The organism is Spongiibacter sp. C9W (assembly GCF_057370015.1).
Genome location: NZ_CM170672.1, coordinates 2083657 through 2100210 on the forward strand (window position 1 = coordinate 2083657; position 16554 = coordinate 2100210).

The 16554-nt window shown below is 56.3% G+C and carries 18 protein-coding genes; 4 read left to right on the top strand and 14 right to left on the bottom strand.

The genetic code is table 11. From position 1 onward, the window contains the following. Genes AC2Q8J_RS09970 through gshA form a run of 5 tightly spaced genes read right to left on the bottom strand, consistent with a single transcriptional unit; the run spans window position 1 to window position 3793 of the window. A complete protein-coding gene (locus AC2Q8J_RS09970; RefSeq protein WP_286695236.1) occupies window positions 1–696 on the bottom strand; it encodes an LrgB family protein in 696 nt (231 codons plus the stop codon). Further along, entirely contained in the window at window positions 689–1057 is a 369-nt protein-coding gene (locus AC2Q8J_RS09975; protein WP_204994831.1) for a CidA/LrgA family protein, read from the bottom strand. The genes AC2Q8J_RS09970 and AC2Q8J_RS09975 overlap by 8 nt, the downstream gene beginning before the upstream one ends. After that, on the bottom strand, window positions 1057–1551 hold the full coding sequence (locus AC2Q8J_RS09980; protein ID WP_204994832.1) for a disulfide bond formation protein B: 495 nt from the start codon (window positions 1549–1551) through the stop codon (window positions 1057–1059). The genes AC2Q8J_RS09975 and AC2Q8J_RS09980 overlap by 1 nt, the downstream gene beginning before the upstream one ends. A 47-nt stretch (window positions 1552–1598) precedes the next feature. Continuing rightward, window positions 1599–2228 carry an acyl carrier protein phosphodiesterase gene (locus AC2Q8J_RS09985; RefSeq protein WP_288362671.1) on the bottom strand — a complete coding sequence of 210 codons (630 nt, stop codon included), beginning with the start codon at window positions 2226–2228 and terminating at the stop codon, window positions 1599–1601. Next, window positions 2225–3793: a glutamate--cysteine ligase gene (gene gshA / locus AC2Q8J_RS09990; RefSeq protein WP_486451187.1), complete on the bottom strand. Its 1569-nt coding sequence runs from the start codon at window positions 3791–3793 to the stop codon at window positions 2225–2227. Before gshA ends, AC2Q8J_RS09985 begins: the two co-directional genes overlap by 4 nt. A 143-nt stretch (window positions 3794–3936) precedes the next feature. On the opposite strand from gshA, the gene AC2Q8J_RS09995 reads away from it, so the two are divergent. Next, the gene (locus AC2Q8J_RS09995; protein WP_486451188.1) at window positions 3937–4842 is read left to right on the top strand and encodes a Dyp-type peroxidase; all 906 of its coding nucleotides are present in this window, start codon (window positions 3937–3939) and stop codon (window positions 4840–4842) included. Between the two features lie 65 nt (window positions 4843–4907). On the opposite strand, the gene oxyR is transcribed toward AC2Q8J_RS09995, so the two are convergent. Continuing rightward, window positions 4908–5822, bottom strand: a complete 915-nt coding sequence (gene oxyR / locus AC2Q8J_RS10000; protein ID WP_027873319.1) for a DNA-binding transcriptional regulator OxyR — start codon at window positions 5820–5822, stop codon at window positions 4908–4910. A 142-nt stretch (window positions 5823–5964) separates the two neighbouring features. Here oxyR and ahpC point away from each other — a divergent pair, with 142 nt between their 5' ends. Together ahpC and ahpF are read left to right on the top strand one after the other, a co-directional pair. Next, the gene (gene ahpC / locus AC2Q8J_RS10005) at window positions 5965–6534 is read left to right on the top strand and encodes an alkyl hydroperoxide reductase subunit C (protein WP_027873320.1); all 570 of its coding nucleotides are present in this window, start codon (window positions 5965–5967) and stop codon (window positions 6532–6534) included. A 57-nt stretch (window positions 6535–6591) separates the two neighbouring features. After that, window positions 6592–8187, top strand: a complete 1596-nt coding sequence (gene ahpF / locus AC2Q8J_RS10010) for an alkyl hydroperoxide reductase subunit F (RefSeq protein ID WP_486451189.1) — start codon at window positions 6592–6594, stop codon at window positions 8185–8187. Between the two features lie 50 nt (window positions 8188–8237). Here ahpF and AC2Q8J_RS10015 read toward each other — a convergent pair whose 3' ends face one another. The 3 genes from AC2Q8J_RS10015 to AC2Q8J_RS10025 form a co-directional block, all read right to left on the bottom strand. Continuing rightward, window positions 8238–8621 (bottom strand): DUF4112 domain-containing protein, encoded by a 384-nt coding sequence (locus AC2Q8J_RS10015; RefSeq protein ID WP_486451190.1) that lies wholly within the window; start codon window positions 8619–8621, stop codon window positions 8238–8240. Beyond that, entirely contained in the window at window positions 8618–8776 is a 159-nt protein-coding gene (locus AC2Q8J_RS10020; protein WP_036255757.1) for a YqaE/Pmp3 family membrane protein, read from the bottom strand. Before AC2Q8J_RS10020 ends, AC2Q8J_RS10015 begins: the two co-directional genes overlap by 4 nt. A 132-nt stretch (window positions 8777–8908) precedes the next feature. Continuing rightward, the gene (locus AC2Q8J_RS10025; protein ID WP_486452614.1) at window positions 8909–10432 is read right to left on the bottom strand and encodes a TonB-dependent receptor; all 1524 of its coding nucleotides are present in this window, start codon (window positions 10430–10432) and stop codon (window positions 8909–8911) included. Between the two features lie 20 nt (window positions 10433–10452). On the opposite strand from AC2Q8J_RS10025, the gene AC2Q8J_RS10030 reads away from it, so the two are divergent. Continuing rightward, complete coding sequence (locus tag AC2Q8J_RS10030) at window positions 10453–11658, top strand: ISL3 family transposase (protein ID WP_486451191.1); 1206 nt, start codon at window positions 10453–10455, stop codon at window positions 11656–11658. Here the strand turns inward: AC2Q8J_RS10030 and AC2Q8J_RS10035 are convergent. The 5 genes from AC2Q8J_RS10035 to ilvD form a co-directional block, all read right to left on the bottom strand. Then, window positions 11610–12500, bottom strand: a complete 891-nt coding sequence (locus AC2Q8J_RS10035) for a TonB-dependent receptor (RefSeq protein WP_486451192.1) — start codon at window positions 12498–12500, stop codon at window positions 11610–11612. The genes AC2Q8J_RS10030 and AC2Q8J_RS10035 overlap by 49 nt on opposite strands. A gap of 76 nt (window positions 12501–12576) precedes the next feature. Beyond that, window positions 12577–13326 carry an SDR family NAD(P)-dependent oxidoreductase gene (locus AC2Q8J_RS10040; protein WP_027873323.1) on the bottom strand — a complete coding sequence of 250 codons (750 nt, stop codon included), beginning with the start codon at window positions 13324–13326 and terminating at the stop codon, window positions 12577–12579. 34 nt (window positions 13327–13360) lie between these two features. After that, window positions 13361–13918, bottom strand: a complete 558-nt coding sequence (locus AC2Q8J_RS10045; protein WP_486451193.1) for a hypothetical protein — start codon at window positions 13916–13918, stop codon at window positions 13361–13363. A 34-nt stretch (window positions 13919–13952) separates the two neighbouring features. Further along, window positions 13953–14585 (bottom strand): DUF998 domain-containing protein, encoded by a 633-nt coding sequence (locus tag AC2Q8J_RS10050; protein ID WP_486451194.1) that lies wholly within the window; start codon window positions 14583–14585, stop codon window positions 13953–13955. A gap of 82 nt (window positions 14586–14667) precedes the next feature. Further along, window positions 14668–16509, bottom strand: a complete 1842-nt coding sequence (ilvD, locus tag AC2Q8J_RS10055) for a dihydroxy-acid dehydratase (protein WP_204994848.1) — start codon at window positions 16507–16509, stop codon at window positions 14668–14670. Window positions 16510–16554: the final 45 nt, after the last annotated feature.

The window sequence follows — 16554 nt, forward strand, 5'->3', positions numbered from 1 at the left end:
TCAGGCGAACCAGCTCACTGCTAGCGGCACAAACAGGGCTGTGAACGCGCCCGTCAGGCACAGCGCCAAACTGGCAAAGGCACCGGCCACCGGGCTGCGCTCGAAGGCGCGCGAGGTACCAATGGCGTGGGCGGCCAGCCCCAGGCAGAAGCCCCACAAACGGTCATCACGGATATTTAGCCGCTCAAACAGCCAGCTGATTGTGGTGATGCCCGCCACCCCGGTGAGAATCACTGACCCAACGGCAACCGACGTAATACCGCCAATTTCTTCAGTCACCGTAATCGCGATCGGCGTGGTGATCGACTTGGTCATCAGCGACAGCAGCGTTTCCTGTGTCGCCCCGAGCCACCACGCTAACAACAACGCCGAGGCGCACGCAAACGTCGCGCCAAAAAACAGCGTGACCAATAAGGGGCCAGCAAGCTCGCGGAGCAGGGGTAATTGCCGATACAGCGGCACTGCCAATGCAACCGTGGCCGGCCCCAGCAAAAAGTTGAGCCAGTTAATATCCTGGTAGTAGGCAAAGTAATCAAGCTGCAGGGCTTTTAAGGCGACAGCAATCAACACGGCCCCGCTAATCGTCGGGTGCAACATCGCCATTTTGCCACTGCGAGTGTAGGCCCACATTGCGCATTGATAGGCCAGCAGGGTTAATGTCAGCCCAAACAGCGGGGTGTGCATCAGCTCAGTCATGGCCTTGCTTCCGACCGCGCGTTAGCATTTTCAATAACAGGCCGCAGGCAATCATCGTCAGCACGGTGCCAACACTTACCGCGGCAATAAAACCCGGCCATTGATCCGCAAAGCCAGCGCCAAGGAAGAACACGCCGGCCGCCGGTGCCATCAACAGCATCGGCAGCAACTCAATCAACCGCTGACTACCTTGACTCAAGCCCTCGGGCACCGCGTCGTCGCGCAGCGCGCCGCGCACACACAGCAGGATAAACAGCAAGAACATGCCCAGCACCTGCCCCGGCAAGGGCAAGCCCAATACCCGCTGCAGCCATTCACCGGCTAATTGGCAGGCAAATAAGGTGAGAAATCCCGCCAGCATTAACGGCGTACCCAGGGCAGGGCGCTCGCCACGGCGGCCAAGGCTAAACCGACAAAGGCGATCAACGACCAGGTTGGCATGCTCATGCCGAACATGGTCCAGACCACTTCTGCGCAGTTGCCATCACCCATCAGCAGTGTGTTGAACGCCTCGCTCATTGGTAGATTCTCAAACATGTATTCCAAACTCGGACCACACGCCGGTACTTGCTCCGGTGGCAACCCTTGCAGCCAGATTTGCCTATAGGCAAAACCGCCGCCCGCGGCACAGCTGGCAAACATAAGGCCACCGGCAATATAACGACCCAGTTGTTGTGGATGGAAGATCAGCGCCATCACCGCAACAACGCCGGTGAAAACAAAGAAGGCCCGCTGGGTAATGCACAGAGGGCAGGGGTGCAGGCCATCAACGTACTGGGTGTACAGCGCGTAGGCCAGTAAACCGGTGCAACAAGCAAAGATAAAAAAGTAAATCCAGCGTGAGCTGATGGCCATGATAATTCCCTTGTTGTGGTTAGCTGCCGCCGGTTCCGCTCGGCAAGTCAGGCGGTAGCTCCGTTGGCAAATTCGTCGCTGAGCTGAGCGAGCAGGCGCGGGTACAAGGCCAGAAAACTGGCTTCGATCTCACCCTGCATAGGCGTCAGGATCGCCCCGCAGTCACTGAGCGGATTGTCCCGCTGCAAACGGCGGGCAATGCGCGCTAGCGTACGCTCAATATTATGCCAGTCTTGCAGCGAGCACAGAACATTGTATTCGGCCAGAAAACGGCTCTGGCGCCGCGCAGCCTGAGGGAAGTGCCGACTGTCTGCCTGCAATTGTTGGTAACACTGCTCGCTGAACGCCGCCAGCGCCTGGGGCGCTGTATCCAGCCAGTCGGCCTGCCAATGGCGACTCAAGAAGTGGTCGTAGCACACGTCCAGGGCAATGCCGCCGTAGCGTCGAAAGTGGGCGGGGAAGGCGCGCAGGCACTGACGCGTGGCTGGGTCGCTATCGGTGAGCGCATCAATGCGCCGATGCAGGCGAATCCCCTGTTCCCAGTGACTGGGATATTCGCCCTTCAGCGGCCCTTTAACATGATCCCCTAACAGTGCACCCACTAGCAGGCCGTGATCGGCCTCTCCACGGCGACGACGGATGACGTCGGCAATATGGAAGTGGGCAAGGAAGTTCACAGGGCTTTATATTGCTGGTAGAAACGCGCCAGATAATCCTCGAAACTGCCACTATTCTCCGCCTCAATCTCAGCCTGCTGGGCCTGCGACTCCACTTTAAGGCCAGCGAAACGGCTGACATCGGAGGGCAGCAGCGGTGACTGCTTAAAGCGCTCAGCGTGCTCCTGGGACTGGCGTAAAGCAAAGTTGAAGAAGCTGCCATCGCGCTGCTGGATTTCATCGAGAATGCGCGCTGAAGGCGTTAGCGCAGGGTTGCGCAGCTTGGCTCGCTGCGCGGCACAGCTTTCCCGGTAGTGTGTTTCACCGTGCGCCCGGTCAAGCTGCTCGGCAAGCGCGTCAATATCATCGAGCAGGGATTCTCCCCACTCGACCAATAAACGTTGTTCACCCGCCTCGCCGGTCAAAGTCAGGCCGGGCTTGCGCCCTTCGTTAACCACTTTTAACAGGTTATCGGTGATCGCCGCATTGGCGTCATCGTCACACAGGTCGCTGTTTTGGCACAGGCAGAACAGCAGGAAAGCATCGATAAAGCGCACCTGCTGCGCATCGATACCCAGAGGCAGTAGCGGGTTCACATCCAAGCAGCGAACCTCTATGTATTCCACGCCACCGCGACGCAACGCACCCAGCGGAATCTCGCCGCTGTCGGTCACCCGCTTGGGCCGAATGGGGCTGTAAAACTCGTTTTCGATTTGCAGCAGACCACTGCTCAGCTGCTCACTGGCGGGAATGCGTTCGTAATCTGCGTGCGAGGTGGTAATGGCGTTGCGCAGTGTGTCGATGTAAAAATCGAGGTGGTTGTAGCAGATATCGAGATTCTTCTGGGCATTGCTCTGGTAACCCAGATCTCCCATTCGCAGCGAGGTCGCATACGGCGCATACAGCGTGTGCTCCCCCCACTCCTGGAGATTGTGGCTCTGGCCATTCACAAAACACTTAGACACCGCCGGGGCAGCGCCAAACAAATAGATCAACAACCAGGAGTAGCGGCGAAAATTACGAATCAGCGCAAAATAGCTGTCGGTAATAAAGTCCTTGTCGGCTTTTCCCTCACCGCCCTGAAGCTGAAAGAGCGCATCCCACAGCGCTGGCGGCAGCGAGAAGTTGTAGTGGATACCCGCGATGGTTTGCATTTTCCGGCCGTAGCGATGGCCCAAACCAAGGCGGTAGCGGGTTTTCATAGTAGCGGAATGGCTGCTGCCGTATTGTGCAACGGGAATGTCGTCGCTGGCTGGCAGACGGCAGGGCATGCTGGCATTCCACAACATCTCGTCGCCAAGACTACCGCTGGCAAAGCGATGAATGCTGTCTAACTCAGCCAGTGTTTCCTCTATGCTCTCGCTCACCGGCGTGATGAATTCCAGCAGCGCTTCAGAAAAGTCCGTCGTGATTGACGGATGGCAGAGCGGTGAACCAAAGGCCTCGGGATGAGCGCTGCGCGATAACAGGCCGTCGCCATCCATTCTCAGGCTTTCCTTTTCGATACCGCGACGGATCGCTCTCAGTAGACTGTGCTGCGCAGGCTCGGCAAGAAAAGCCAGCCTTTGCTCAAAACGTGTAGCCAATACTCTATCCTCGGCGGGGCGCGAAAAGGCCAAACAGTGTAATTCCGCCACCTATTGTGAACAAGCTTTGCCGCAAACGGGATTGCCAGCCCCGCAGCGGCCTGTTAAAAAATGACTTTTCGCACACCAAAAGAGAACACCGCATGAGTCTTCCCCAAGCCGGCATTTTTGTCGAAGGCAGTCATCGTCATATCTTTCTCGAATTTGAATTGTTAGACGCCACCAGTGACGCGGCGTTACAGGCATCGTTGGCAAACGCCATAGGCGCCCTTCAAGACCTCGACGGTCGCCAGCTCAACGTCGTTTGGGCCTTCGGCGCAGACTGCTGGCAGCGGCTGGGCCGCTCTCAACCCGCCGGGCTAAAACCCTTCAGCGCGGTCGGCAATGGCGCCGTCGCCGCCCCCGCCACACAGCGCAGTATTTTACTTTGGCTCAATGGCGACGGATACAGCGCATTGTTTGACGCCGCCATGAAAGCCAGCGAATTACTGGCGGACGTGGCTGCCGTTTCCCTTGAGATAAACGGCTTTCTGTACAAAGACTCCCGCGACCTGAGTGGCTTTATCGATGGTACCGAAAACCCGAAAGGAGAGGGCCAGCGCAAAGTTGCACTGATCCCCGAGGGCCAACCCGGCGCCGGCGGTAGCTTTGTGCTCTCGCAGCAATGGCAGCACAATTTGAAGCACTTTCGCGCAATGTCACAACACGAGCAGGAAAAAGTGATCGGTCGCACCAAGCCCGACAGTGTCGAGCTGAAAGGCGATGCCATGCCGGACGACTCACACGTGAGTCGCAGCGATGTGAAGATCGATGGCGTGGCACAAAAATTATATCGGCGCAGCGTTCCCTATGGCGGAGTCTCTCAGCACGGTCTTTACTTCCTGTCTTTTAGCTGCGAGATCGAGCGATATGACCACATTTTAGCGAGCATGTTTGGCAAAGCCGACGATGGCATTGTGGATCGCTTGAATGATTTTTCGACGCCGCTAAGCGGCAGTTACTGGTTTGCACCGTCGGCGGCGGAACTTTCTGATTTGGCGTCTGACTAAGATTACGAAGTCTCCTACTCTAGGTATGATTAGGGCGCCCCAAGCGGCGCCCCTTTTTTTGCCTGCTAAACCCCCTCAGCCTCTGACAACGCCCCCGCCATTGCCCCCCGGATACTGGCGACCATCGCCCGCACCGCCTCCATACGCGAATAGTTTGGCCTGACCAACAGGCAGATTTCCCTACTCGGCGGCGGCGTACCAAAAGGCACGTAATGCAGCCCCTGATCTTCGTCGGCGGGGCGTACAGCGAGCTGCGGCATCAAGGTAATACCCAGGCCACTGGCGACCATATAGCGCAGGGTTTCCAGGCTGGTAGCCTGAAAGCGTTGGTCCTCTTTCGCCCCTGCTGAAAAGCAATAGTCCAAGGTTTCATCACGCAGGCAGTGGCCATCTTCCAAAGTAAGCACTAACTGACCATCCAGATCAGAGAGCGCAGCGCGATCCAGTTTTGCCAGCGGTGTATGGTTTGGCGCCGCCAACACCAAGGGCTCACGGTAGAGGTTGTAGCGCTCCACATTTTCGATGCTGTCCAGCCACGACAAGATCACCACATCGAGTTTGCCGTCATCCAACTGCTGCAACAGAACATGCGTCTGGTCTTCGTGGAGATAAAAATTCACCTCCGGCAAGTCCCGCCCCAGTGGCCCCATAATATGGGGCAGTAAGTAGGGCGCCACGGTGGGGATCAGGCCCAGGTGGAAGTCACCCGACAGCGGTGCCGACAGTGCCCGCGCACTGTCCTCAAAGTCTTCAGCAGCGCGCAGAACAGCCCTCGCGCGCCCAATCAAGGCCTCGCCCGCGGGCGTCAGCATCACTCGCTTGCGGTGGCGTTCAATCAGCACCAAACCGATCTGCTCTTCCAGTTTCATAATTTGCCCGCTCAGCGTCGGCTGACTGACAAAACACGCCTCGGCCGCACGGCCAAAGTGCTGGTGGCGCGCCACTGCATCGAGGTATTGCAAATCGCGAAGTTTAACCATGGCTCCTCCTTGCTTTAGCGCAGCATACCATAGGATTTATCTATTGAAATAATTATTACGATCGATTAGATCGCATTTAAATCCCTGCGTAGACTCACTCCTGTCTTCACATTTTCGACGCCAAACAATTCAGGAGAGCACTATGTTCCCAACGATTATCAACAGCAAAGTACAGCCCTTCACGGCAACCGCCTTCCACCAGGGTGACTTCATCGACGTTAGCGATGCCGACCTGAAAGGCAAATGGTCGGTCGTGATGTTCTACCCGGCCGACTTCACCTTTGTCTGCCCCACCGAACTGGGCGATATGGCTGACCACTACGCGCAGCTGCAAGAGATGGGTGTTGAGGTTTACTCCGTGTCCACAGACACACACTTCACCCACAAAGCGTGGCACGACAGCTCCGACACCATCGGCAAAATCCAATTCCCGATGATAGGCGACCCCACCGGCAAGATCTCGCGCAACTTCGGTGTAATGATCGAAGAGGACGGCCTGGCCCTGCGCGGCACCTTCGTAATTAACCCCGAGGGAGAAATCAAGGTCGCCGAACTGCATGACCTGGGTATCGGGCGGTCAGCGAAAGAGCTGGTTCGCAAGGTGCAGGCAGCACAGTATGTCGCCGAACACGACGGCGAAGTCTGCCCAGCAGCTTGGCAGCCTGGCGAAGACACGTTGTCACCGTCTCTGGACCTTGTCGGCAAAATTTAAGGCCACACCGGCCCCAAACGGGGCCGCTCTTACCGACTCAATCTACAGGGAGCCACTATGTTAGACCTGAAAATGAAACAGCAACTGGCAAACTACTTGGAAAACCTGAAAACGCCGGTAGAGCTGGTCGCCTACCCCGGCCAGGGCGAGGCCTCCCTGCAACTGGAGGCACTGATTCAAGATATTGATAGTCTTTCCAGCGAAATTCGCGTTCGTCGCGATACCCATGCCGACGTCCGCCGCCCTGCCATGGGCGTGCGCCCAGCAGCCGGCGACACCGAAATTCGCTTTGCCGGTTTACCTCTGGGGCACGAGTTCACCTCGCTTGTGCTGGCCATTCTTCACAGCGGCGGCCACCCAATGAAAATTGACCCGGCACTGATCGAGCAAATCCGCGACCTGGACGGCGAGCTGCACTTCGAAACCTATATTTCGCTGAGCTGCCAAAACTGCCCCGATGTCGTTCAAGCGCTGAACATGATGGCGGCCATCAACCCCAACATCCGCCACGAAATGATCGACGGCGCACTTTTTCAAGATGAGGTCAGCGAGCGCAACATCATGGCCGTACCCTCGGTGTTGTTAAATGGCGCGCCGTTTTCACAGGGCAGGATCAGCCTTCAAGATATTTTGCAGAAGGTCGACAGCAATGCAGGAGAACGTCGCCGCGCCCAGCTGGCCGATAAAGATGCCTTCGATATGCTGGTTATCGGCGGTGGCCCCGCCGGTGCATCGGCAGCCATCTATGCGGCGCGTAAAGGCATCCGCACGGGAATTCTGGCCGAGCGATTTGGCGGCCAGCTGATGGATACCGTCGGTATTGAGAACTTTGTCTCGGTATCAAAAACCGAGGGGCCAAAATTGGCGGCGAACCTGGAAGCGCACGTCAGTAGTTACGACGTCGATATTATGGAGGGACAGTGTGCCCGCGGCCTCAGCACCGACCAGCAAGGCCTTATCCGCGTTGATATCGGCGACGGCATGGCGCTGCGCAGCAAATCGGTGATGCTCGCCACCGGTGCCCGCTGGCGTGAAATGAATGTTCCCGGCGAACAACAGTACCGAGGCAAAGGTGTGGCCTACTGCCCACACTGTGATGGCCCCTTATTCAAGGGTAAGTCGGTAGCCGTAATCGGTGGTGGCAACTCCGGCGTTGAAGCAGCCATTGACCTGGCTGGCATTGTCGAGCATGTCACGGTGTTGGAGTTTGACAATACCCTGCGCGCCGACGAGGTGCTGAAGCGCAAAGCCAACTCCATGGCGAATATCGAATTTATCCTGAACGCGCAAACCACCGAGGTACTCGGCGATGGCGAGCGTGTAACCGGCCTGCGATATACCGACCGCAATTCCGGCGCATCGCACGACCTTGCACTGTCGGGCATTTTTGTTCAGATCGGTTTAGTGCCCAACACGGAATTCCTGCAGGGCAGCGTGGCGCTCAGCGAACGCGGCGAAGTGATCACTGGTGACCGTGGTGAGACCTCAATGCCCGGAGTGTTCGCGGCTGGCGACGCAACCACCACCCCCTACAAGCAGATTGTTATTGCCATGGGGGACGGTGCCAACGCCGCTCTCGGCGCATTCGACTACTTGATTCGCCAATCGGTAAGCGATGCGCAAACCGACGGCGACCAACACCAAGCTGCCTGATTCTCTCACCCTGTGCGACACCCCATGCTTGCCCCGGTATCGGGGCTTTTTTAGTGGCGCGACGTCGTACGCGCTTCGGCTCTGTGGTCCAACTGATTTGCCCAGTCTTCAAGCAGCTTGGCATTGCGATCATTTTTACGAAAGGCTATGTCGGCAATGTCGCCGACGATCGGTACCGCGCCCAGGGCAAAGTCCAGGGCGATATTGCCAAGCATTTTTACCTTCAGTGCCCGCGGCGCCGATGCTTTGTGGGCCTGCCAGACAATGCCCAAGCCGAGCAGCGCACCGACCACGTCACCGGCCACAGGAAGTAGACCCAGCAAAGGGTCAATACCGATACGCCAACGGGTAAACGGAATTCCCCAAGCGCCGTCGAGTAGCGTCGCCCACTGACGGCTGCGACGCACCCGCAGTGCGATGCTGTCATCCGTCATTTTTTGGCAATGATATAAACCGCGTGGATAATGCCGGGAAGGTAGCCGAACAGCGTAAGGATGATGTTAATCCAAAAGTGTTTGCCAATGCCCACCTGCAGGAATACACCGAGGGGCGGCAGCAAAATGGCAAAGATGATGCGGATGATATCCATAAAAAAATCCCTGATAAACAAGCTGTTGAGTAACTTAAGGTAGCACAGAAAAAAAAGCGCCGTGAACCTCGGTAAGGCACCGGCGCAAATGGAGGAAGCGCAAATCTCTGCGGTATAGAGGCGTAACAGCCCCTAGAACTGCACGCGGCCCTCTAGGTAATAAGACCGGCGGGGCTCCAGAGTGCCGCGAAAACCGCCAACATCCAACACGGTTGGCGAGCCAATGCCAATCGTCATCTCGTCGGTAATATTCTTACCCACCAAGGCCAGGGACCAGTCGCCATTGCTGTCGCCGAGCGCCAAGCGCGCATTGAACTTTGTGTAGGCACCCTGAATGCCGCGAGGGTCGAGGTCACCCGAGGTAAAATGGGTATCTTTGAACGAGGCATCAGCCGTGAAGTCGAGCATTAAATCGGCTGGCATGGGAATACTCACCGTACCCGATAGCGTGGCCGTCCACTCCGGCGTCTGTTGATTTTCTTTGCCGCTGAGGTCGCATATATCCTCGTCGGCAGTGGCCACACAAGGCCCCTCTTTGTATTCGAGCCACTCAAAATCCAAGTAGGCAAGCGAGCCGCTGAGCATAAACCATTCACTCATTAGCCAGCGCCCATCCAGCTCTACACCTTTCGTCAATGCACTACCTGCATTGGACACCACAAAACCGGCTACGCCATCAAAGACACTGACCTGCATGTCTTCGTACTCAACGTGATACACGGCAATATTCAGTTCCGCCGCGCCATCAGCCAGCTGCATTTTACTGCCTACTTCTATGGCATCGGCCACTTCGTCTTCAAACTCAAAGTTCTCGCCACCACCGCCCGGCCCATCTTTGGCATTGTTGTTGCGCGCGTCAAAACTGCCTGACTTCGCCCCGCGGGTAACGGTGGCGTAGGTCATAATGTCTTCATTGAGATCCCACTGAACATTGACCGACGGCAAGGTGACACCCACCTCGCGGTCACCCTCGATCTCATGCTCCTCAATGTTCAGCGCACCCAGTACGGTCGCGGTAACCGGATCAACGGGATTTTTCGTTCCCGACTGATAGAGGAATAATTCACGGAAACCGGTTTTTTTCTCGTTCACGTAACGCAGGCCCAGTGTTGTTCTCAGGGAGTCCGTCCAGTTGAACGTTACCTGGGCAAAGGTCGACCACGCCTCGCTGTCCATGTAGAAGTCTTTTTCAAGGTCCGCAGCCACGTTGGTCTGTGTATTGATCAGGCAGCCCACCGGATTGCGGCCCGCATCTGCCAGTGCGCCATTGCGCACCTTCAAGGGCGTAGACTCGTAGAAGGTCATCTCACCCTCCTGATAGAAGGCACCGACAATGTAGTCGATAAACTCTCCACCTGGAGAGGTAAAACGGAACTCCTGGCTGCGTTGGTCGTACTCTTCAATACCTAACAGCGGCACGGTATCAAAACTGCTGGAATCGCCGTCAAACAAGTCCTCTGATTCGAAGCCGGTCGCCGCGGTTACCGAGCTAAACGTTCCCTTCTCAAAATCGATATCGACGTTGAGTGTGGCATTGTAATTATCGATTTCGGCGTACTCTTCGGCGTCGGTATTTTTAATGGTTCTTCGTAAATTCAGGTGGGTAGGTTGCAAAAACAGGCGGGTTATCGGTTGATAGTAATCGACCAAAACCACCAGCAACCGACTTCCCGCCTGTGTTTACTGATTCTGCGCTATCTCAGCATTTATTTGAAGGTTTTCAAGCCGACACACACAAGATAGAGGGGGGCTGGCTACACCTTCACCTGTCCCGCGATCGCGGGGTTCATCCTCGTTGCTCAAACTGTGGCAGAGCCTGCCGACAGGTTCATGACCACCGCCACCGGCGTGTTCGCGACCGGGACTTCTTTGGTTATCAAGTCATGCTGCACATTGAGATCGGGCGCGTTCGCTGTGATACCTGCGGTGTTCGTGTTCAGCGGATTGCCTGGCTTTCTCCTTGTAAGCGTCTGACACGCCGACTACAGAGCCATGTAGAGGGGCTGTGCCGTCTTTTGCCTATCAAGCATGTTGCCTCGTTGCTGGCGCTGAATTGGCACACTGTTAAAGCCATCGACAAGCAGCGATTAGAGCGAGAGCTCGGTGATCCCGACTGGTCATCTGTAACGCGCTTGATGATGGATGAGTTTGCCCTCTTTAAGGGGCACCGCTACGCCACTGTGGTCGCAGATGCGGATACACAGGAAGTACTCTGGGTCGGTGAAGGCCGTAGCCGAGAGTCCATTCGCCCATTCTTTAAACAAATGGGCCGTCATTGCCAGCATATCCAGGCAGTCGCCATGGATATGAATACCGCCTTCGACCTCGAGGTTCAGCAGCATTGCCCCCAAGCCAGGGTTGTTTATGACCTGTTTCATGTCATCGCCAAATATGGCCGAGAGGTGATTGATCGAGTCAGGGTAGATCAGGCCAATCAACTCAAGGGGAACATGACAGCCCGAAAATGGATCAAGCGCAGCCGCTGGGTATTACTGAAAAATCGAGAGAACATGACGGGTGACCAGCAGAGTTATCTCGAGGAGCTATTGGCCGCCAACCAATCCCTCATGACCGTATACCTCCTCAAGGAGCAGCTCAAAGAGGTCTGGTACTGCCGGTCTCAATTAGTGGCTCTGCGGCAATGGAAGCTCTGGTGGAAGCAGGTACAAGATAGCGCTATCAAGCCCTTGCAAGACTTTGCGAGAAAGCTAAAGCCTTACCTTCCCGGTATTCTTGCCTCAGCCATCCACCCACTCAGTACCAGCAAGCTGGAGGGAATGAACAACAAGATAAAGGTGATCAAGCGAATGGCATACGGGTATCGGGATAACGACTATTTCTTCATGAAGATCAGGGCGGCGTTCCACCCTGATTTACGATGAACCTTTTTAATGCCGTCCAAGGTGACATTTTCACCGCTACAACCTGTCAGTGCGCTCTCGTGCGTAATTTCAAACTGACGACCATCCTGCTTGCGATTGGTTTTTTCAAGCTTCAGGCTGGTCGTGACGTCATCGCTGGGCAGCCAACCAAAGGTGATACGGCCTGAGAATTCCTCGACGCCCGGTTCATCGCGATCGACAGCGGGGTTTTCATTGGTCATATAACCATCTTCGTCTCGCGTTCTCACCGCCGCACGAATGCCAAAGGTATCGCTGAGCGGCATCGACAACATTGCAGAGATTTCCCGCTGGCCATCCGGGCCGCCACGCAGCGCGCTAAAGTTCGCCTCCAGCTCGTCGCCAGGCTTGGCGGCAATCAAACTCAGTGCACCGGCAATCGCATTTTTACCGAACAGGATAGACTGCGGGCCGCGCAGCACCTCCACTCGCTCTAAATCCATGAAGGCGCCACGAGTTTGGTGGGGGCGCCCCAAGTGAACGCCATCCGAGAATATGCCCACCGACAGCTCAAAGCCCTGGTTTGAACCGGAGCCCACGCCGCGCATATACACATTGGGAATTAAGCCGCCTTCCACCAGTTTAAAATTCGGCGTGTAATCGGAAAGGTCGCTCAGGTTTTCAATGCCGGCTTTTTTAAGCTTGTCACCGTCCAGTGCGGTTACTGAAACCGGTACATCCGACAAAGACTCCGCGCGCTTCTGCGCGGTCACGATCACTTCTTCCAGCTTGAGTTGCTTGGCGGGCTCAGATTCGGCAGCGCCGGGCAGGGGAGTAGCCATTAGCGCACTCGCCGTGAGTGCGCCAGACAAGGCTTTGTGCATAGTCGATCTCGCTTTTATAGTTATTGATGCGATGCTTAGCGACTTTCAGTATTGCACTATTTTCAATATCTGTACATTAGCCAGCTGTCTGGCCGCCATCAATGGCAAACGCGACACCGGTAACAAAGCGCGCCTCCTGCGATGCCAGATAGGCCACGGCGGCGGCAATTTCCTCGGGCTGACTCATTTCCAACAGGGGGAACATACGCCCCAAAAGCGCGGGGTCGGCCCCTTCCGGCATTTCAAATTTAGCACTCAGCGGCGTTTCCACCGCGCCGGGACAGACGGCATTCACGCGTACGCCCTTGCCCGAGAACTCCATTGCCAGCGACTTGCTTAACATCACTACCGCGCCCTTGGTTGCGCAATAGCCCGCGTTGTAGGCCAAGCCCTCCAGGCCCGCCGTCGACGCCATATTAACGATGTTCCCCCGGGTCTCCACCAAGTGGGGCATTGCTGCCTGGCACATGTAAAACACCCCGTTTAGATTGATCGCAACGATCCGCTGCCATTCCTCTGCGGTAATGTCAGCAAGGTTGCGACACAGCGATATGCCGGCAATATTACACAGCACATCCAGCCGTCCGAAATCGATCATGCATTGGGCAACTGCTTGCTGGCAGCTGTCGATGTTAGTCACGTCCAGCTCTTGGCACTGTACTCGGGCAGAGGGCGGCATGAGGCTGAGCGTTTCCTCTAGACCGCTCATATTCACATCGCAGAGCATAACGCTTGCGCCCTCTTGCGCCAGCCGAATCGCCGTAGCGCGCCCGATACCCGACGCCGCGCCAGTAACCAGCGCAACACTGCCCTTATGTCTTTGCATATAATTATTCTCCCTAACTCAGCACTCTGCCCTGTTAAATTCGCTGGGCCGGCGCCATGTCACCCGGCCCGAGCAACGCCAGCGCCAACATCAAATAGAACACGCCGCCTAGCGCCACTGCCAGCCAATTCCAACCCTGTATTTTATCATTCAGCTCTACAGGGGGTTGCTGAACAGCGTTGATACAGCTCATCGCGGCATTTGCCGGCAGCAGGGCACTAAAAGACAGTATCGCCAACAGGCCCACTGGCGCTTCAAATTGCGACAGCACCTGAAAGGCAAGATAGAGGAGCGCCCACGCGCCGGCGACAAGCGTGCTTGCTATGTACCATTCTTTAAGCTGGTCGCGCAAATGATCAAACAATACATAGGCCCACAGCGGCGCGAACACGGCTCGCCAAAATGGCATCATCTGTGCGCCGGTTTTTTCTTTCACGCGCTGCCAGTTTTTATAAAACCAAAACACCTCATACAGCCCCAGCGTGCATACCGACATGACAATGAACTTTGTCGTTGATACCGCAAAGTAACCGGGGAATTCTGCACCTTGATTGGCCGCTGACTTCTGCTCTAGCGACGAGGATTCTTCCATAATCTATGATCCCTTTAACTGTTCATTGCCGACCTTATCGACGGCCCTGCAGCCAATAAAGCTGACCCGCCAGCGCGCTCAACCAAAGTACCGACACGCCGTAGTTAAGGCGCTGGTATACGCCAAAGTTTTCCCCTGACTCGATGGCTGCAGCCATGGGCCACAAGTTCAGAATTGCCAATGCGCAGCAAGCGGCTGACAGCACAGCCAGCCAGCGACACTGCAGCACGCGCCAGCTGAGGCTACCCCACAGTGCGCTCGCTATCAGTAAACTCAAAAACATCACCGCCCCAAAAAGATTGTGCAGCTGCTGATCAACAGAAGGAGACGGCGGATTACAACCCATGTCGCAGGAAAACAGGCCAGCTCCGATACTGGCCACGCCATGTACACCTATGAGCACGGCGCTAAACTTTGCCAACCGGGAGTGAGGGAAGGTTTTGAAAACCGCATAGGCGAACAGTAGAAACAGCCCGCCCAACGGGAAATTATTGATCAGTGGTGACAGCACATCGGTCGGCGCCCCAGTCGCGCCCAATTCACTCAGCGCTTGGTGGCGATGGCTATAGCCAGGGTAGAACGATGCGGCGAGCATCACCCCAACTAGCAGCCAAAGAGGAATTACAATACCGGCGATATATCCCAGCCGGCGCCAATCTTGCGCCATACACTCATTCCTTGGTGTCACCGCTGGCCATACAGGCTAGCGCGCCGCCGAAGCGCTGTGTGCTCCAGCGGCGCAGCGTGCATTACAGCTGACTGATGTCCCTTACAGCGCCTTTATCTGCACTGGTTGCCATTTTGGCATAGGCTTTGAGCGCTGCAGAAACCTTGCGCGGACGCTCTTTTAGTGGCTTCCAGGCCTCGCTGCCTTTGGCATCCATCGCCTTGCGGCGCTTAGCCAATTCAGCATCATCGAGCAGCACATTAATGGTGCGCGCGGGAATATCAATGCGAATGATATCGCCCTGCTCTACCAAACCAATGGCGCCGCCCGCTGCGGCCTCTGGTGAGGCGTGGCCGATCGACAAGCCAGATGTACCGCCCGAGAAGCGGCCATCGGTCAGCAGCGCACAGGCCTTGCCCAAGCCTTTCGACTTGATGTAGCTGGTGGGATACAACATCTCTTGCATACCCGGGCCACCTTTGGGGCCTTCATAGCGCACAATCACCACGTCGCCGGCTTTTACACGGTCATTGAGGATGTCATCAACCGCATCTTCTTGGCTCTCGCAGATATGCGCCGGGCCTTCAAAGACCAGGATGCTTTCATCCACGCCCGAGGTTTTTACAACACAGCCGTCCTCCGCGATGTTGCCATGCAGCACCGCCAAACCACCTTCTTCCGAGAAAGCGTGCTCCAGCGAGCGAATGCAACCATTTTCGCGGTCGGCATCCAGTGACGACCAGCGCGTGTCCTGGCTAAAGGCGGTTTGCGTCGGAATCCCTGCGGGGCCAGCCTTGTAAAAGGTTTTCACCGCGTCGTTGTCGGTCACCATGATGTCCCAGGTTTGCAGGGCCGAGGCCACACTGCTGGCATGCACGGTAGGCAGGCCGGTGTTGAGCAGGTCAGCGCGCGCCAACTCACCGAGAATACCCATAACACCGCCAGCGCGGTGCACGTCTTCCATATGGTAGAGCGGTGTATTCGGTGCAACCTTACAGAGCTGAGGCACGCGGCGAGATAATTCGTCGATGTCCTTCATGCCAAAGTCCAGCTCCGCTTCCTGAGCGGCGGCAAGCAGGTGGAGAATCGTGTTCGTTGAGCCGCCCATGGCAATATCGAGTGCCATCGCATTATTGAACGCCTCACGACTGGCGATATTGCGCGGCAGCACGCTGTCGTCGTCTTCTTCGTAGTAGCGCTTGGCAAGCTCAACAATTCGGCGGCCGGCTTCCAGAAACAGTTTCTCGCGGTCGGCGTGAGTGGCCAGCAACGAGCCGTTACCCGGCAGCGACAGACCCAGCGCTTCGGTCAGGCAGTTCATCGAGTTCGCGGTAAACATCCCGGAGCAGCTGCCACAGGTTGGGCAAGCTGAGCGCTCATATTCCGCCACGGTCTCATCGTCCGCATTTTCATCCACGGCAATCACCATGGCATCAACCAGATCCAGTTTGTTTTCCGACAGCTTGGTTTTTCCGGCCTCCATCGGGCCGCCAGAGACAAAGATAACCGGAATATTCAGACGCATCGCTGCCATCAACATTCCCGGAGTAATCTTGTCGCAGTTGGAAATACAGACAATGGCATCGGCGCAGTGGGCGTTGACCATGTACTCAACGGAGTCGGCGATGATGTCCCGGCTCGGCAGGCTATACAGCATGCCGTCGTGGCCCATCGCAATACCGTCATCTACAGCAATGGTATTGAACTCTTTTGCCACACCACCCGCTTTCTCAATTTCGCGGGCAACCAATTGCCCCATGTCCTTGAGATGGACATGGCCCGGCACAAACTGGGTAAAGGAGTTGGCAACAGCGATGATGGGTTTATTAAAGTCATCATCTTTCATACCCGTGGCGCGCCACAGCGCTCGGGCACCTGCCATATTGCGGCCGGCGGTGGAGGTTTTGGAACGGTATGCAGGCATGCTGACCTCTTTGTTAAATCGACTCTCCATTTGAGCCAGCCAGTT